General features: G+C 53.7%; 16 protein-coding genes. 5 read left to right on the top strand and 11 right to left on the bottom strand.

All coding sequences use genetic code 11. The features are described 5' to 3' along the window. Window positions 1-12 precede the first annotated feature (12 nt). The 3 genes from CX651_RS20300 to CX651_RS04040 are packed head-to-tail and all read right to left on the bottom strand — an operon-like array spanning window position 13 to window position 2,586. Entirely contained in the window at window positions 13-195 is a 183-nt protein-coding gene (locus CX651_RS20300; protein ID WP_240904979.1) for a DUF2474 family protein, read from the bottom strand. Continuing rightward, window positions 179-1,186 (bottom strand): cytochrome d ubiquinol oxidase subunit II, encoded by a 1,008-nt coding sequence (gene cydB / locus CX651_RS04035; protein ID WP_101053763.1) that lies wholly within the window; start codon window positions 1,184-1,186, stop codon window positions 179-181. The genes CX651_RS20300 and cydB overlap by 17 nt, the downstream gene beginning before the upstream one ends. 2 nt (window positions 1,187-1,188) lie before the next feature. Beyond that, entirely contained in the window at window positions 1,189-2,586 is a 1,398-nt protein-coding gene (locus CX651_RS04040) for a cytochrome ubiquinol oxidase subunit I (RefSeq protein WP_101053766.1), read from the bottom strand. A 141-nt stretch (window positions 2,587-2,727) separates the two neighbouring features. Between CX651_RS04040 and CX651_RS04045 the strand changes: the two genes are divergently transcribed. After that, entirely contained in the window at window positions 2,728-4,143 is a 1,416-nt protein-coding gene (locus CX651_RS04045; protein ID WP_101053769.1) for an aminotransferase-like domain-containing protein, read from the top strand. Between the two features lie 163 nt (window positions 4,144-4,306). Here CX651_RS04045 and fba read toward each other — a convergent pair whose 3' ends face one another. From fba to tkt, 4 genes are all read right to left on the bottom strand, one after another. Continuing rightward, window positions 4,307-5,374, bottom strand: a complete 1,068-nt coding sequence (fba, locus tag CX651_RS04050; RefSeq protein ID WP_039033070.1) for a class II fructose-bisphosphate aldolase — start codon at window positions 5,372-5,374, stop codon at window positions 4,307-4,309. Between the two features lie 113 nt (window positions 5,375-5,487). Then, window positions 5,488-6,663, bottom strand: coding sequence for a phosphoglycerate kinase (locus CX651_RS04055; protein ID WP_101053773.1), 1,176 nt, complete (start codon window positions 6,661-6,663; stop codon window positions 5,488-5,490). Between the two features lie 87 nt (window positions 6,664-6,750). Beyond that, entirely contained in the window at window positions 6,751-7,767 is a 1,017-nt protein-coding gene (epd, locus tag CX651_RS04060; RefSeq protein ID WP_101053776.1) for an erythrose-4-phosphate dehydrogenase, read from the bottom strand. Between the two features lie 131 nt (window positions 7,768-7,898). Next, on the bottom strand, window positions 7,899-9,893 hold the full coding sequence (tkt, locus tag CX651_RS04065) for a transketolase (protein ID WP_101053779.1): 1,995 nt from the start codon (window positions 9,891-9,893) through the stop codon (window positions 7,899-7,901). A gap of 444 nt (window positions 9,894-10,337) precedes the next feature. Between tkt and metK the strand changes: the two genes are divergently transcribed. Next, window positions 10,338-11,489 (top strand): methionine adenosyltransferase, encoded by a 1,152-nt coding sequence (gene metK, locus CX651_RS04070; protein WP_071475766.1) that lies wholly within the window; start codon window positions 10,338-10,340, stop codon window positions 11,487-11,489. Window positions 11,490-11,548: 59 nt separating this feature from the next. On the opposite strand, the gene CX651_RS04075 is transcribed toward metK, so the two are convergent. Both CX651_RS04075 and CX651_RS04080 read right to left on the bottom strand, forming a co-directional pair. Next, window positions 11,549-11,878 (bottom strand): hypothetical protein, encoded by a 330-nt coding sequence (locus tag CX651_RS04075; RefSeq protein WP_101053782.1) that lies wholly within the window; start codon window positions 11,876-11,878, stop codon window positions 11,549-11,551. A 25-nt stretch (window positions 11,879-11,903) separates the two neighbouring features. Further along, window positions 11,904-12,440, bottom strand: coding sequence for a GNAT family N-acetyltransferase (locus CX651_RS04080; protein ID WP_146225996.1), 537 nt, complete (start codon window positions 12,438-12,440; stop codon window positions 11,904-11,906). 129 nt (window positions 12,441-12,569) lie between these two features. Between CX651_RS04080 and CX651_RS04085 the strand changes: the two genes are divergently transcribed. Both CX651_RS04085 and CX651_RS04090 read left to right on the top strand, forming a co-directional pair. Then, window positions 12,570-13,523 (top strand): nucleotidyl cyclase domain-containing protein, encoded by a 954-nt coding sequence (locus CX651_RS04085; RefSeq protein WP_101053788.1) that lies wholly within the window; start codon window positions 12,570-12,572, stop codon window positions 13,521-13,523. Window positions 13,524-13,781: 258 nt separating this feature from the next. Continuing rightward, window positions 13,782-14,504, top strand: a complete 723-nt coding sequence (locus CX651_RS04090) for a diguanylate cyclase domain-containing protein (RefSeq protein ID WP_157822662.1) — start codon at window positions 13,782-13,784, stop codon at window positions 14,502-14,504. Between the two features lie 56 nt (window positions 14,505-14,560). Here CX651_RS04090 and CX651_RS04095 read toward each other — a convergent pair whose 3' ends face one another. Further along, on the bottom strand, window positions 14,561-14,740 hold the full coding sequence (locus CX651_RS04095) for a hypothetical protein (RefSeq protein WP_101053796.1): 180 nt from the start codon (window positions 14,738-14,740) through the stop codon (window positions 14,561-14,563). A 124-nt stretch (window positions 14,741-14,864) separates the two neighbouring features. Between CX651_RS04095 and CX651_RS04100 the strand changes: the two genes are divergently transcribed. After that, window positions 14,865-15,278 (top strand): META domain-containing protein, encoded by a 414-nt coding sequence (locus CX651_RS04100; RefSeq protein ID WP_101053799.1) that lies wholly within the window; start codon window positions 14,865-14,867, stop codon window positions 15,276-15,278. A gap of 61 nt (window positions 15,279-15,339) precedes the next feature. Here CX651_RS04100 and CX651_RS04105 read toward each other — a convergent pair whose 3' ends face one another. Continuing rightward, window positions 15,340-16,662: a dicarboxylate/amino acid:cation symporter gene (locus CX651_RS04105; RefSeq protein WP_039033182.1), complete on the bottom strand. Its 1,323-nt coding sequence runs from the start codon at window positions 16,660-16,662 to the stop codon at window positions 15,340-15,342. Window positions 16,663-16,674: the final 12 nt, after the last annotated feature.

Genomic DNA, 16,674 nt, shown 5'->3' on the forward strand with positions numbered 1-16,674 from the left:
AATGGCCCCCAATCAGGCCTTCAACCCGGCCGCAGACATCAGTAGTCGCAACAGCGAAGAGACGCTCAGCAAAGAAAGCACACTCAAGCACCAGAGCAGCAGCATCCAGCAGCCTGGACGGCTATCGAGCCAAGCCTTAGCGGGGGCCAACAGCCGGATGGCCCGGCCCCTCAAAGCATTAATGATAGGCATCATCGGCGCTCACCTTGCCGCGGAACACATAATAGGTCCAGCAGGTATAAACCAGAATAATCGGGATAATAAACAACGCCCCCACCAGCATGAAGCCTTGGCTCTGTGGCGGCGCCGAAGCCTGCCAGATGCTGATGCCCGGTGGAATAATATAGGGCCAGATGCTGATCCCAAGACCGCAAAACCCCAGTAACACCAAGAGCAGCGTCATCACAAAAGGTTGGTAAGTATCTTGCCTTTGCAGGCCCAGGTACAGATTCCAGCCCAGCAGCGCCGTCAATAAAGGCACGGGTGACAGGAAAATAAGGTTCGGCAGCGAAAACCAACGCTCGGCGATTTGGGGATGTGCCAAAGGCGTCCAGATACTGACCAGCACTATGGCCACCAGTAAGCCTATGAGCAAAGAGCGGCTCAGCAGAAACATCTGTTGCTGCAGATGCCCCTGGGTCTTCATGATCAGCCAGCTGCTGCCAAGGAGTCCGTAAGCGACCACCAGCCCGACACCGCATAAAAGCGGGAAAGGCGCCAACCAATCGAGCTGCGAGCCGGCAAAGCTGCGATCTATGACGGGGAAACCGGATATCACAGCCCCCAGCACCACCCCCTGGAAGAAGGTCGCTGCCACAGAGCCGATGGCAAATGCCCTGTCCCAGGCTTTTCTGTGGCCTTCAAACGCCTTGAAGCGAAACTCAAACGCCAAGCCTCGAAAGATAAGTGCCACCAGCATAAAGGTCAGCGGAATCGCCAAGGCATCGATAATCACCGCATAAGCCAGCGGAAAGGCGCCGAACAGTGCAGCCCCGCCCAGTACCAGCCAGGTTTCATTGCCGTCCCACACAGGTGCCACCGAGTTCACCATGATATCTTTGTCATGCCTGTCTTCAACCAAGGGCAGCAGTATCCCCACGCCCAGGTCAAAACCATCCATGACTATGTACATCAAGGTGGCGAAAATAATAATCACAAACCAGATAACAGCCAGATCGATACCCATACTCAGCTCTCCTTATGCAACTCGTCGCTGTGAAACTGTGAAATTCGCCCGACCAACGCAGGGCTTTCGGATAAGACTTCCTCGACCTTGGGCCCCTGACGGATAAGATTGAGCAGATAGAGATACCCCAAACCAAACACCAGGCTGTAGACCACAAAGAACCCCAGCAGGCTAAGGCTCATATGCAGCTCGCCATGGGCGGAGACCGCATCCTGGGTGCGCATTACCCCATGAATGATCCAGGGTTGCCGCCCCACTTCCGTGGTTATCCAACCGGCCAACAGCGCTATGAGTCCCGATGGTCCCATGAACAGACTGAAGCGCAGAAACCAGCGGCTCTGGTACAGGCCACCACTGCGTCTGAGCCAAAGGCTGACGACACCGAGCAGCAGCATCAATATGCCCAGTCCGACCATGACCCGAAATGACCAGAAGACGATAGGGACATTGGGCCTGTCTTCCACGGCAAACTCCTTCAGCGCCGGCACCTGGGCTTGGCTATCGTGCATCAGGATCAAACTGGCCAGCGCCGGGATCTTGAGAGCATAGTCAGTGGTTTCTGTCTCCATATTGGGCCAGCCAAACAGGATAAGCGGTGTCGGCTCCCCTGAGCTGTTGTCCCAGTGCCCTTCCATGGCGGCGACTTTGGCCGGCTGATGCTCCAGGGTATTGAGCCCGTGAATATCCCCAAGCAAGGCCTGCAAAGGTGCACAGGCGAGGATCATCCACAGCGCCATGGAGAACATCTTGCGCACCGCCGGGTTGTCGTTGCCTTTAAGCAAATGCCAGGCGCCCGATGCCGCCACCATCAAGGCGCAGCAGATAAAGGCGGCCACCGCCATATGCGAAAGACGCGGTATAAAGGAAGGGTTGAAGATGACCGCCAGCCAGTCTGTAGGTACCACTTGGCCGGCTTCAATGACAAAGCCCTGGGGCGTGTGCATCCAGCTGTTGGAGGCCAAGATCCAGAACATGGACATTAGGGTGCCGAGGGCGACCATGCAGGTGGAGAAGAAGTGCAGCTGATCGCCGACTTTTTTCCAGCCAAACAGCATCACCCCCAGAAATCCGGCTTCGAGGAAGAAGGCGGTCAGCACTTCATAGGTCAGCAAAGGGCCGGTAATACTGCCGGCAAACTCGGAAAAGCCGCTCCAGTTGGTGCCAAACTGGTAAGCCATCACCAAGCCGGAAACCACCCCCATACCAAAGTTGACCGCAAATACCTTGGACCAAAAATGATACAGCTGCTTGTATACCGGATTACGCTTTTTGAGCCAAAGCCCTTCCAGTACCGCGAGATAACTTGCCATGCCAATGGTGATGGCCGGGAAGATAATGTGAAAAGAAACCGTGAAGGCAAACTGTATGCGTGCCATTTCGAGTGCATCCAGTCCAAACATGAACCACCTCAAAGGGTCAATAAACCTGGCTGGCATCTTAAGGACAGAGACAAAACTATAATAGATACAGAAAATACGATTTTATATATAACAGATTGAATAATTGTTATGCTGGGTAAGGGCAATAAGGCAGAGTAAACCATGGCCAAATATGAAACCCTGATCCAGCAATTGAGGCAGCAGATACAGAGCGGTGTCTGGCAGGTGGGTGACCGCTTACCTTCACTCAGGGAGCAGACTCAGCAGAGCCAGATGAGTTTAATGACAGTGATGCATGCCTATCAGGTATTGGAGAGCCAGGGCTGGATAATCTCCCGCCCCCGCTCAGGTTACTTTGTCGCCCCTAAAGTGGCTGCGCCCAAGCCTCAAGGCCTGCACCAGTCCAGTGCTGTGACCCGCGCCGAGTCGGTGGATATCAACGCCTTTATCTTTGAAGTGTTGCAGGCCAGTCGCGATCCGGGGATCACAGGGTTTGGCTCTGCCTACCCGGATCCCGGGCTGTCGCCCCACAAACAGTTGAACCGGGCCTTGATTTCAAGCGCCAAGACCCTGGATTCCGCCAGCGCTCTGGACAATCTGCCACCCGGGAACCCGGCGCTCAGGCATATCATAGCCCAGCGCTACGCGGCGCAGGGAATGAGCATCTCGCCGGATGAAATAGTGATCACCGCAGGGGCTCTGGAGGCATTGAACCTGAGCCTGCAAGCGGTCACCCGTCCCGGGGATTGGGTGGTGATAGAAAACCCCGCCTTCTACGGCGCCCTGCAGTCGCTGGAGCGCCTCGGCCTCAAGGCGCTCGCCATTCGCACCCATCCCCAGGAAGGGATAGATCTACAGTCTCTGGCCCAGGCGCTGCAAACTCACAGGGTCAAGGCCTGCTGGTTAATGACCAACTTTCAAAATCCCTTGGGCTGCAGTATGAGCGATGACAAGAAGCGTCGTTTGCTGAAACTCCTGCAGGAACACGACTGCTTTTTGATTGAAGACGATGTCTACAGTGAACTCTATTTCGGCAAGGAGAAGCCCCTGCCGGCCAAGGCCTTCGATCCAGACGACAGAACTCTGCACTGCGGCTCCTTCTCCAAATCTCTGGTGGGCGGTTTTCGCGTCGGTTGGGTGGCCGCCGGCAAGATGGCGCTCAGTATTCAAAAACTGCAACTGATGAGCACCCTGGCCACCAGCACCCCGGTGCAATTGGCGCTGGCCCACTACCTGTCGACCCGCAGCTATGAGACCCACCTGCGGCAATTGAGACGCACTTTGGAACAACGAAAATTCGCCACCTGGCAGGCATTGAAGAGCCGCTTACCCGACAGTGTCAGAGTGCATTATGGCGATGGCGGCTATTTTCTCTGGGTAGAGTTACCCGAGGGGCGGGACACCACAGAGCTTTATCGCCAGGCACTCTCACAAGGAATAAGCCTGGCGCCGGGGCAGATGTTCTCGGCGCACCGGGAGTTCAGCCACTGTTTTCGCATCAATGCCTCACTGCCTGGCGGACCAAAGTTGGAGCAATCAATCGCCAACCTGGCCAAGCTTATCAAAAAGGCGTTGTGATGACTCAAGAGCCATCCGGATAACACTCCGCCAACCTCAGCCCTATCATCCGAGTGTATCGTGGCCGCCAAAGATCAACACCAAGCATCCACCTCAGGTTTACACTCTGGAAACTAAAAGTAAAAAAGCCCGCGAAAGCGGGCTTTCAATACAGAGAACGGAATTACAGGTTGATCTGTGGATCCAGTTCGCCGGTCTGATAACGCTTGTACATGGCCTGCAGTGACAGCGGCTTGATCTTGGAACCCATACCGGCACAACCGAAGGCTTCGTAGCGCACGGTACAGATGTCGGCCATGGCTTCCATGGAAGCCTTGAGGAATTTGCGTGGATCAAACTCAGTTGGGTTTTCGGCCAGGAACTTACGTACCGCACCGGTAGATGCCAGACGCAAATCTGTGTCGATGTTAACCTTACGCACACCGTGCTTGATGCCTTCAACAATCTCTTCCAGCGGCACGCCGTAAGTTTCAGGGATCGCGCCACCATACTGGTTGATGATCTGCAGCCACTCCTGAGGTACAGAAGAAGATCCGTGCATAACCAGGTGAGTGTTGGGGATACGGGCGTGGATCTCTTTAATACGGTCGATACGCAGCACATCGCCGGTAGGCTTGCGGCTGAACTTGTAAGCACCGTGACTGGTACCTATAGCGATGGCCAGGGCATCCACATGAGTGTCGGCCACGAAGCGGGCGGCTTCTTCCGGGCTGGTCAGCATCTGCTCATGGCTCAGAGTGCCTTCGGCGCCGATACCGTCTTCTTCACCGGCCATACCGGTTTCCAGGCTACCCAGACAACCGATTTCACCTTCAACAGAAACACCACAGGCGTGGGCAAACGCCACTGTCTTGCGGGTGACATCGACGTTGTACTCATAAGAGGCAGGAGTCTTGCCGTCAGACATCAAGGAACCGTCCATCATCACAGAGCTCATGCCGAGCTGGATGGAACGCTGACACACGTCAGGGTGGGTACCGTGATCCTGGTGAATACACACAGGGATATCCGGATACTGCTCGAGAGCAGCAGCCATCAGATACTTGAGGAACTGAGGACGGGCATACTTACGGGCACCGGCAGAAGCCTGCACAATCACAGGGCTGTCAGTGGCTTCGGCGGCCTGCATGATGGCACGCATCTGCTCCAGGTTGTTGACGTTGAACGCGGGGACACCGTATCCATGTTCGGCGGCGTGGTCCAGTAGTTGGCGTAGGGAAATAAGGGCCATTTTTTACTCCAGTAATAGGGTGAATTGCTTCACCGAGGTCGCTATCGCTTGGATTTAACTTGATGCTCCCGGCAAAGCCGGGAGCGGTTTCTTTATAATTCTTTTGCTGTTGCTCAGTTACCGCGGGCCTTGAGCATGGCCACCGCCGGTAACTCTTTACCTTCGAGGAACTCGAGGAAGGCGCCACCGCCGGTAGAGATGTATGACACCTTGTCGGCAATACCGTATTTATCCACGGCGGCCAGAGTATCACCGCCACCTGCGATGGAGAAGGCCGGTGACTCGGCGATCGCCTGGGCGATACGCTTGGTACCTTCGCCGAACTGGTCGAACTCGAACACCCCAACCGGGCCATTCCAGACTATGGTACCGGCTTGTTGCAGGATAGCTGCCAGGGCTTCGGCGCTGTCCGGGCCTATGTCGAAGATCATCTCATCGTCGGCAACCTCGGCCACTGGTTTCAAGGTAGCCACGGCTGCTGGGCTGAACTCCTTGCCAACCACCACATCGGTAGGCACGGGGATATCGCCGCCACCGCTCTGGGCATTGGCCACCAAGCGCTTGGCTTCATCGATAAGGTCGGCTTCATAGAGCGACTTGCCCACAGGATGGCCGGCGGCGGCAATAAAGGTGTTGGCGATACCACCACCCACCACCAGTTGATCTACTATGCCGGAAAGAGATTCAAGTACTGTCAGCTTGGTCGACACCTTGGAGCCACCGACAATCGCCACCAAGGGACGCGCCGGGTTATCCATCGCCTTACCCAGGGCATCCAGCTCAGCCGCCAGCAATGGGCCGGCGCAGGCTATCGGGGCAAACATGCCAACACCATGAGTCGAGGCCTGGGCGCGGTGAGCGGTACCGAAGGCATCCATCACATAAACATCACACAGGGCCGCCAGCTGCTTGGAAAGCGCCTCGTCGTTTTTCTTCTCACCCTTGTTAAAGCGGACGTTTTCAAACACCACCACTTCGCCTTGGGCAACTTCAACGCCTTCCAGATAGTCTTTTTCCAGACGCACAGGGCAGTCCAGCGCCTTAGCCAGATAATCCACCACAGGCTTGAGGGAAAACTCCTCATTATATTCGCCTTCGGTTGGTCGTCCCAGGTGGGACATCACCATCACGGCAGCCCCTTTTTCCAGTGCCAACTTGATGGTGGGCAGTGACGCCCGCAGACGCGCGTCGCTGGTGACTACACCATCGGCCACAGGCACGTTGAGATCTTCACGGATAAGCACACGCTTGCCCTGAAGATCCAGCTCTGACATCTTGATAATTGCCATTTTTACGCTTCCTTCTTAATCAAAAACAAATCTGTTTCACTAAGGGCGGCAGCTTCCCTGCCCCCTGAAATAATCTGTTGCAGCCTCTCAGGCGCTGCGGGCCTTGATCATCGCCAGTGCCGTATCCAACATACGGTTGGCAAAGCCCCATTCGTTGTCGCACCAAAGCAACAGCTTCACCAGTTGGCCATCACTGACCCGGGTCTGGGTGCCATCGACCACGCTGGAGCGCGGATCATGATTAAAATCGCATGATACCAGAGGCTCATCAGTATAGCCCAGAATGCCCTCAAGCCTGCCATGGGTCGCCTGTTCCAGCACCTGGTTTACCTTGGCAATATCCACTCTGTCGTTGAGGGTCACAGACACATCTATGGCGGTGACATTAATAGTGGGCACCCGCACTGAAATGGCCTCGAACTTATCCTTCATCTGCGGCAGGATACGCTCTATGCCGCGGGCCAGCTTGGTGTCGACCGGAATGATCGATTGCCCGGCGGCGCGGGTGCGGCGCAGATCGTCGTGATAGGCATCTATAACCTGCTGATCATTCATCGCCGAGTGGATAGTGGTAATAGCACCGCTCTTGACTCCGAAGTGCCGGTCCAGCACATCGATGACAGGGACAATACAGTTGGTGGTACAGGATGCATTGGACACCACAGTGTGCTCGGCGGCCAACAGTTCCTGGTTAACGCCATAGACTATGGTGGCATCAACATCCGCCGAAGAGGGGTGGCTTATCAATACCTGGCGGGCACCGGCCTGAAGATGAGCCTCGCAGCTCTGTCTATCTGACAGGGCGCCTGTGGCTTCAAACACCAAGTCGATATCCAGCTCGCCCCAGGGCAGTTTGTTTGCCTCCGGTTCAGCCAACAGTCTGATACTGTCATCCCCCAGTTGCATCATGCCGTCTGCAAGACTCGCGCGGCTATGGAAGCGACCATGGGTGGTATCATAGTTGGTGAGGTGAACTATGGCCTCGGGCTTAGCCAGTTCATTGATAGCAACGATCTGAATTTGCTGCCTTTTACCCGACTCGTATAAGGCACGGAGAATTGAACGGCCGATGCGGCCATAACCATTGATTGCGACTCTGATCATGGAGATCCTGTTCCTCTAATGAGGGATGCTGATTGGGTAACGGCCTGTCTTCCTGACAGGCCGTTGCACTTCCTGGGCGGCATTCCATTGCCTGGTTGCCGCACAGTCATTTCCAATCAGGCAGGCGCGGCTCAGGCGAGCAGAGCCTTACCGGCTTCAACCACTTTATCGACAGTGAAACCGAACATCTCAAACAACTGATTGGCAGGCGCTGACTCACCGAAGCTGGTCATGCCAATAATGCGGCCATTCAGGCCGACATACTTATACCAGTAATCGGCAATGCCCGCTTCCACTGCCAATCGTTTTGTGACATTGGCTGGCAGTACGGCTTCTTTATAAGCCGCGTCCTGTTGGTCGAATACGTCGGTAGATGGCATGGAAACCACGCGCACCTTGGCGCCAGTAGCGGCCAGCTCAGCCTGGGCCTTAACTGCCAACTCGACTTCGCTGCCGGTGGCAATGATGATCAGCTCAGGCGTGCCTTCACAATCCACCAGCACATAACCGCCCTTGGCCACATCGCTCAGCTGCTCGGCGCTACGTGGCATCTGGGTCAGGTTCTGACGCGAGAAGATCAGTGAAGTTGGGCCGTCTTTGCGCTCAATGGCGTACTTCCAGGCGATGGCAGATTCTACCTGGTCACATGGACGCCAGGTGCTCATGTTGGGAGTCATACGCAAAGAGGCAATCTGCTCAACCGGCTGGTGAGTCGGGCCATCTTCACCCAGACCAATGGAGTCGTGGGTATAGACTTGAATATTCTGCACCTTCATCAGCGCAGCCATCCGCATGGCGTTACGGGCGTATTCCATAAACATCAGGAAGGTGGCGCCGTAAGGAACAAACCCGCCGTGCAGGGCAATACCGTTGATGATGGCGGTCATACCAAACTCACGCACACCATAGTGCAGGTAGTTGCCGCTGGCATCTTCGGCCGAAATAGGTTTGGAACCTGAGTACATGGTCAGGTTGGAAGGCGCCAGGTCAGCACTGCCCCCTAAGAATTCCGGTAGCATTTTACCGAAAGCTTCCAGCGCATTTTGCGAGGCCTTACGGGAAGCGATATTGGCAGGGTTAGCCTGCAACTGCTCTATATAGGCGTTGGCATCGGCGTCAAAGTTGGCTGGCAGTTCACCGTTAAGGCGACGCTTGAGCTCGGCGGCCAGCGCAGGGTGAGCGGCTTCATAGGCGGCGAACTTGTCGTTCCAGCTACTTTCGGCGGCCTTACCGGCTTCCTTGGCATCCCAAGCTGCATAGATTTCAGATGGGATCACAAATGGGTCGTGCTTCCAGCCCAGGAATTCACGGGCGGCGGCGATTTCAGCATCACCCAGCGGCGCACCGTGGCAATCGTGAGAACCGGACTTGTTGGGTGAACCGTAACCTATGATGGTCTTGCAGCAGATCAACGATGGACGCGGATCGGCCTTGGCGGCTTCAATGGCGGCGTTAATAGCTTGTGGGTCGTGACCATCGACACCGGCAACCACGTGCCAGCCATAGGCTTCAAAGCGCTTGGGAGTATCATCGCTGAACCAACCTTCAACATGACCATCGATGGAGATACCGTTGTCATCCCAGAAGGCGATCAGTTTGCCAAGACCCAGGGTACCGGCCAGTGAGCAGGCCTCATGGGAGATACCTTCCATCAGACAGCCGTCACCCATGAAGACATAAGTGTGATGATCGACAATATCGTGACCGTCACGGTTAAACTGAGCCGCCAGAGCCTTTTCCGCAATCGCCATACCTACGGCATTGGTGATGCCTTGCCCCAAAGGCCCTGTGGTGGTTTCGATGCCGGGAGCATAACCATATTCAGGATGGCCCGGAGTGCGTGAGTGCAGTTGACGGAACTGCTTGAGATCTTCAATGCCCAGATCATAACCCGCCAGATGCAGCAGTGAGTAATGCAGCATGGAACCATGGCCGTTTGACAGCACAAAGCGGTCGCGGTCGGCCCATTGAGGGTTCACAGGGTTGTGCTTGAGGTGATCCCGCCACAGGACTTCGGCGATATCAGCCATCCCCATGGGAGCACCGGGGTGGCCGGAATTGGCCTTTTGGACAGCGTCCATACTTAAAACACGGATAGCGTTAGCGAGTTCTTTACGGGAAGACATGCTCTCTCCTGCTTGATCTTAGAGGTCTTGGGCAAAATGGAGTCATATTTTCCCCTACCGGGCAGAAGGACGCAAATAAAATTCACCCTCTCACGACGGCAAAAGCAGCCCAGGCTTTGCTTTGTGTTTACATTTGCACCTCATTTACGAAGCTTACCGCTCACAAAGCTGTCAACTTGCCTGTCCGCTGATCGCTTTCAATGCGGCTGCCTGGGTTAAAGCGCCATAGGAAAAACCCCATCCAGATACAGATGAACCTGATACATTTCAGCAAAATAGCTGAAAACAGTGGAAAAAGCTCTTAGTCATTTGGGCCGATTCCTGCGCCATGGCGCACAAATATTTGCGACAAGGGGTGTCATCCCAGTCGAATTCCACTAAAATGGCCGTCTAGATGTAGATGCTTCTACACGTTTGAATTCCACAGACGAGATTTTCCGAATTATGGCAAAACACTTGTTTACCTCTGAGTCAGTCTCAGAAGGACATCCAGATAAAATCGCCGATCAGATTTCTGATGCGGTACTCGACGCGATTCTGGCTCAGGATCCCAAGGCCCGCGTAGCCTGTGAAACCTTGGTCAAGACAGGTATGGTACTGGTAGCCGGTGAAGTCACCACCTCTGCCTGGGTCGATATTGAAGAACTGACCCGTAAAACCGTTCGCGAAATAGGTTATACCCACTCGGATATGGGTTTTGATGCCGACAGCTGCGCGGTACTGAACGCCATCGGCAAGCAGTCCCCCGATATCAACCAAGGTGTAGACCGTGCCGATCCCAAAGAACAGGGTGCCGGTGACCAGGGTCTGATGTTCGGTTACGCCAGCAATGAGACCGACGTGCTGATGCCCGCTCCTATCACCTACGCTCACCAGTTGGTTAAGCGCCAGTCAGAAGTACGCAAGAGCGGCGCTCTGCCTTGGCTGCGTCCCGATGCCAAGTCTCAGGTGACTTTCGCCTACGAAGACAACAAGATTGTCGGTATCGATGCCGTGGTACTTTCTACCCAGCATTGCGAAAGCGTCAGTCAGGCGGATCTGGTGGAAGGCGTGATGGAAACCATCATCAAGCCGGTATTGCCAGCCCAGTGGCTGAACAAGGACACCAAGTACTTCATCAACCCAACCGGCCGTTTCGTTATCGGTGGCCCTATGGGTGACTGTGGTTTGACCGGTCGCAAGATCATTGTTGATACCTACGGCGGCATGGCCCGTCACGGTGGTGGCGCCTTCTCAGGTAAAGACCCATCCAAGGTTGACCGTAGCGCCGCTTACGCTGCCCGTTACGTTGCCAAGAACATAGTGGCTGCAGGTCTGGCGGATCGCTGTGAAATCCAGGTGTCTTACGCCATTGGTGTGGCCGAACCGACCTCCATCAGTGTGGAAACCTTCGGTACAGGCAAAGTCTCGCAAGAATTGCTTATCCAGTTGGTACGTCAGCACTTCGATCTGCGTCCATACGGCCTGACCGAGATGCTGGATCTGGCGCGTCCCATCTATCAAGGCACCGCCGCTTACGGTCACTTCGGCCGTGACGAGTTCCCATGGGAGCAAACCAACAAGGCTGAAGCCCTACGCGCCGACGCAGGTCTGTAATAGACTCAGCTTGTAAAAACCGCCTCAGGGCGGTTTTTTTATATCTGCCGGGCTGACACTCAGTAACAGTGATCGAAATGGGCCGTTTCCATACAGAGGTAACCCAACTGCTCGGCCGATAGCGGCGTGATATCCAACACTTTCATTGGAGTGAATTCGGTGCCGGTCAATAGACGGATCTGCACCTGATAACTGTTGCTGCGCCCACAGTCAAAACAAACGCCCAAGGCTTGCAGCAGATAATGCGGCTTGCCATCGATTTGGGCTTCAAAAGCCTTTGCCTGCTCGCCCTGCAGCGCTAAAACAGACACCAGGTATCTGACATTATCCCAGGCAGAGAGCCTTAGCGACTCACAGGCTTGCAGTAGGGTTTCTGGCGTGTTTTGCATCTACTCTCCCGCGTAAAAGCAACTGTTACCCCAGCAGCAGATAAAAATCCCTGCCACAAAGGGTGACAAAGTCCAGGGTGCGCATGCGGCCATCCCGGCTATGGGCACGTATAGACGCCTCGTTGTCCTCGGCGATCAGTGCCAGCCAAGGCGCACTGATGTTGGCTCTGGCGGCGCCGTAAAGCTTATCAAACACGCCCTTGCCACGATAATCAGGATGCACCCAAACCGGGCCGTAATTCAGAGTCTGCTGCCAGTTCAGCCCCAGGTCAAAGCGATTCTGGGCCAGTTGCCGACAGAGGGCCTGACACAAAGGCGAATGCTTGAGTTTATCCCAACTGCCGCTTATCAGATAACCGACTACTTTAGTCGCGTCCAACGCCAGCCATACATGACCGGAAGCCACCAGAGGTTCAAGCTCCTTGGCCGAAAAACCCTGCCCTTGCATGCCCTGTGTACGCTCTCTGGCACTCAATTCATCCTGGCCGAAGCGCTGCTCCAGACAAGCTATCGTCTCAACATCGGCCGCCTCGGCCTGGCGGTATTGCATGGTTTTCGGCATTAAAAAGACTCAGCAATAAAAGAAGCCGCATTATAGCCAAAGCAGGTTTGAGCCGCACTCGATTTGCGAAATTCCCATACTGCTTCCACACTTAAAGTTGAACTTAAGCCACTTCACTCAGGAAGAGACATGCTCCCGGATACCATAGACCCAGGCAAGAGCCTATTGGAAAATGAAAGCCACAGACTCAACCTTATTCGCTGGATGCATCAATGTGAGCTAATGAAACGTTACTACCAGGCCGACAAAGTCTTTGTGCTGCAAAAGACAGATCAGGGATTCGAAGTCATTGTCAGCGCCGCCGATGCCAGCCACAGGTTCCCGCCCGGCAAGGTATTCTCTGCAGATGAAAGTGTATTCCAGCGTATGGTCGATAGCCCACCCGAGGGCGTCAATCTGGATCTCACCCGCTCCACCAATGATGACAACCCAAAAGAGTTCAGCAATGTCCTGGGAATTCTATCCCGGCCAGTGCTCTGGCCCGACGGTTCAGTATTCGGTTGCCTGTGTGTCATCAATGCCCATGCCAGCGAGCAGCAGCACATAAGCCCTTATATGCTGGAACCGTTTCAAATTCTGCTACAGCAAGACTTGGCGCTCCTATGCCAAAGCCATAGAATCGAATCGCTATCCATGCGTGACCGGGATACCGGCATACTCAACCGTTATGGTTTCATTATGATGGCGCCCAGACAGCTCAATCTCGGTCGCCGCTTCGGTGCTCATTCAGGCATTATTTTTTTTGAGTTGGTACCTGGTGTGAATATGGATGCCGAAACGCTGGCACGTCATCATAAGGAACTCGGCAACCTGATCCTCAGTACCATAAGAACCGCGGATATTGCCGCCCACTACAACGACAGCCAATACGTCTTGCTGGTGTTTGTCGACCTGGAACGGGATCTGGAACACATTATCAAACGCCTTGAACGGCAGATGAACCAGTTTTCGGCACCATTGCAGTTGGACTCCAGCAGTTGCTTTTTCAGCCCGGATTCAGCAGCCAAGCTGGCACCCATGCTGGAAAGTGCCAGAGCAGGACTCAAGTCATCCAAACAAAAGAAAGAAACAGAAAAGCCTTGATTCAAAGCACAGAACAAGCATTAAAAAGACTTAGATCCAATAACCGATTCTTTGCATTTCATTAACGAGAACGGTTAGGTATCCTGAGGCAATCCCAGCCATCAAAAATACGATAACTATATGCATGCGCCACTGACGGAGAAAACCACTGGCTTAAGAGACCACCCCAACGACCCTTTAAAGCTCAGCCATTGGCAAAACCGCTTAACCACTGTCAGAGAAATATTTCATGCACAAACAGTATTACTGCTGCAGTATATGCCTGATACTCAAGTTCAGGTATTGAGCTACAGTTCGGCGGCTGAAATCCCAACTGAATTTGAAGATATTGCCTCTATGCTGCAACACTTTGCTGCTAACCCGGCCAAGACCATCAATTACCCACTTCATTGGTCCGATGGCAAGCTGTTTGGTGAATTACTGATCCTCAATGGCAAACCCAAGGTGGCGATAGAGCAGTTGCAGTCTTTGCTGGAACCTATGTTGGCGCTGCTCAAGAGTGAGCTTGGACAGTTGCAACTGATGGAACAGATGGAGTCTCTGTCTTTGCAAGATGAACTCACAGGTATGCTCAATCCCAGGGGCTTTAATCTACTGGCACCAAGGCAGTTGAGTCTTAGTCGCCGTTTGGGCTCCCATGCCGGACTTTTACTGTTGGAAGGCAAGGAACTTAACTCAAACCGTATTGCCGGACTACAACAAGATAAGGCCCTGAAAATACTGGCAAGGGTGATACTGGAAAACATGCGTGAAGCCGATATCTGCACCAGGTTGAATAAAAGCCAATTCATTATCCTGGCATTTGTAGACAACCAAGCGCATTTGGATATTCTCACCAGCCGCCTAAAAAAGCAGGTCAGTCGCAGCGATTGCGGCCTACAATTACTGGTGGGGAGAAGTTTCTTTGCACCTGACTCCCACTTCAAACTTTCACCTATGTTGGAACAGGCAGAGCAAGATCTACTGCAATATAAAACTTAACGCCAATCCGGCATAAGCCGCTTATGTTGAGTAAACCAAGCTACGAACTTGGGCGATTATTGCGGTTTTTGATCCTGTGCCTTGGCCCATTGGATAAAGATAACCACAGGATATGGCGACATAAATACCAAGCCCAAGCCTATCAGCGAGGCAATAGTCAACATTCCGCTGACCTCTAGCGCCATAGTGGTCAACATATAAAGCCCAATACCGCCAAGCAGCATTAACACTCCCATCCAATGTAACAACTTTAGAAGGCCTATCACTGAGTTAGCATTGGATATCACCCTTCTCCCCCTTTTTAATCCGCGTTATTCTTGTCACACTATAAAGGCTTTATAGACTAATGGAAAAATGACCATGATTAAGAAAACTCTCGTAGCTGCTGCGCTGCTATTTGGTCTGGCTGCCTGCCAAACCACCCCGGATACCCAAGGTCAGTTTCTGCCACTGGAAGGCAGCTGGCAAGTAGAAAGCATTATGGGACAACCGACAATAGATTACAGTCCCGCCCAGCTGGTTTTTACCAAGGATGGCAAATTGTCAGGTAACAACAGCTGCAATAACTTCTTCGGCACCTATTCCCAGGAAGGCTTGAAGTTAAAGCTCTCCCCCGCCGGCAGCACAATGAAAGCCTGTGTCGATGCACTGATGGCCCAAGAACAACTGGTGATGCAGGCCCTACCTCAGGTGACCCAAGGTGAAATCAGCAATGGCAAACTCTTGCTCAAGGGGGTTGACGGCCAGGTTCTGCTGCAACTCAGCAGCCTCTGATTTTTCCCTTCAGTCATAAAAAAACCGCCTTCAGGCGGTTTTTTCATTTATGTAACTCATATCAATTACGACCATGCTCTATAGTGTCAACGGCATTCTGTTCAGCTATCAGAGCACTCTGCTGCATATCGGCATTATAGTGTTCAATATCCAATTCATTTTCCGACTTGGCAATCACAGTAGTTGCCACCAAGTCGCCGGAGACGTTAACCACAGTGCGGGCCATATCCAGAATACGGTCGATACCGGCAATAATCGCCACCCCTTCCAGCGGCAAACCTACTGTGGTCAGCACCAGCGTCAACATCACCAAACCGGCGCCGGGCACACCTGCAGTACCTATAGAAGCCAGCGTCGCTGTCAGAATAATAGTGATGTAGTCCACCCAGGTGAGGTCTATGCCAAAGGCCTGAGCCACAAACAGCGCAGTCACCCCTTGGTAGAGTGCGGTGCCATCCATATTGATAGTGGTACCCAGCGGTAGCACAAAACTGGAGATCTTCTTGTTCACCCCCAAGTACTCACTGGCACACTTCATACTGGCCGGCAAGCTCCCCGCCGAGCTTGACGTGGTGAAGGCGACAGCCATGGCATTGCTTATACCCTTAAAGAAATGCAATGGATTGAGACGGGCAAAGACACTCAAGACCAAGCTGTAGAAGCCGACAATATGCAGGAAACAACCGATATAAACGGCAACAATCACCTTAATGAGCGGCAACAACATCTCCATGCCATACTCACCGGCGACCCAAGCCATCAAGCCAAACACCCCGTAGGGCGCCAGACTCATCACCATATCGGTCAGTTTATACATAGCTTCTGCCAGGCTCTCGAATACCCGAATCGCAGGCTTGCCATGTTCCCCTATCAACACCAGGGCAATCCCCAGCGCTACCGCAAACACTATCACTTGCAGTATCTGCCCTTCGGCCAAAGCCGATACTGGATTGGTAGGCACTATGTTGATCAGGGTTTCCATCAAAGAGGGGGCCTGGGCAACCTTTTCGGTACCGATTTCAGGTGTCATGCTCAAGCCGGATCCCGGACGTATGACAGAACCGACAATCAACCCCAGGCTGATGGCAATGGAAGTGGTACCCAGGTAGAAAGCAAAGGATTTAAAACCTATCCGCCCCATCTTGGCGGTATCCTGCATTGAGGTCACCCCCACTATCAGCGAGCAGAACACCAAAGGCACTATCAGCATCTTGATAGTGTTGACGAACAAAGTCCCTATCGGCTTGAGATAGATGGCGTCTTTACCCAGCATCAGTCCTGTGCTCATCCCCAGAACCATACCTATCAGTATCTTCAGCCACAAAGGCAGCCCCGACCAGCGTGACCACAGACGGCCGATGCGTGAAGGTTCGTGTTTTGACATGTGTAAACCTTG

Source organism: Shewanella chilikensis (assembly GCF_002836945.1).
Taxonomy (GTDB): Bacteria; Pseudomonadota; Gammaproteobacteria; order Enterobacterales; family Shewanellaceae; genus Shewanella; species Shewanella chilikensis.

Coding starts and splice junctions, on each gene's coding strand:
- CX651_RS04075 (WP_101053782.1), bottom strand. CDS start 11,878: ATGCAAAACACGCCAGAAACCCTACTGCAAGCCTGTGAGTCGCTAAGG.
- CX651_RS04045 (WP_101053769.1), top strand. CDS start 2,728: ATGGCCAAATATGAAACCCTGATCCAGCAATTGAGGCAGCAGATACAG.
- metK (WP_071475766.1), top strand. CDS start 10,338: ATGGCAAAACACTTGTTTACCTCTGAGTCAGTCTCAGAAGGACATCCA.
- CX651_RS04080 (WP_146225996.1), bottom strand. CDS start 12,440: ATGCCGAAAACCATGCAATACCGCCAGGCCGAGGCGGCCGATGTTGAG.
- tkt (WP_101053779.1), bottom strand. CDS start 9,893: ATGTCTTCCCGTAAAGAACTCGCTAACGCTATCCGTGTTTTAAGTATG.
- fba (WP_039033070.1), bottom strand. CDS start 5,374: ATGGCCCTTATTTCCCTACGCCAACTACTGGACCACGCCGCCGAACAT.
- cydB (WP_101053763.1), bottom strand. CDS start 1,186: ATGGGTATCGATCTGGCTGTTATCTGGTTTGTGATTATTATTTTCGCC.
- CX651_RS04095 (WP_101053796.1), bottom strand. CDS start 14,740: ATGGGAGTGTTAATGCTGCTTGGCGGTATTGGGCTTTATATGTTGACC.
- CX651_RS04040 (WP_101053766.1), bottom strand. CDS start 2,586: ATGTTTGGACTGGATGCACTCGAAATGGCACGCATACAGTTTGCCTTC.
- CX651_RS04090 (WP_157822662.1), top strand. CDS start 13,782: ATGCCTGATACTCAAGTTCAGGTATTGAGCTACAGTTCGGCGGCTGAA.
- CX651_RS04105 (WP_039033182.1), bottom strand. CDS start 16,662: ATGTCAAAACACGAACCTTCACGCATCGGCCGTCTGTGGTCACGCTGG.
- epd (WP_101053776.1), bottom strand. CDS start 7,767: ATGATCAGAGTCGCAATCAATGGTTATGGCCGCATCGGCCGTTCAATT.
- CX651_RS20300 (WP_240904979.1), bottom strand. CDS start 195: ATGATGCCTATCATTAATGCTTTGAGGGGCCGGGCCATCCGGCTGTTG.
- CX651_RS04055 (WP_101053773.1), bottom strand. CDS start 6,663: ATGGCAATTATCAAGATGTCAGAGCTGGATCTTCAGGGCAAGCGTGTG.
- CX651_RS04100 (WP_101053799.1), top strand. CDS start 14,865: ATGATTAAGAAAACTCTCGTAGCTGCTGCGCTGCTATTTGGTCTGGCT.
- CX651_RS04085 (WP_101053788.1), top strand. CDS start 12,570: ATGCTCCCGGATACCATAGACCCAGGCAAGAGCCTATTGGAAAATGAA.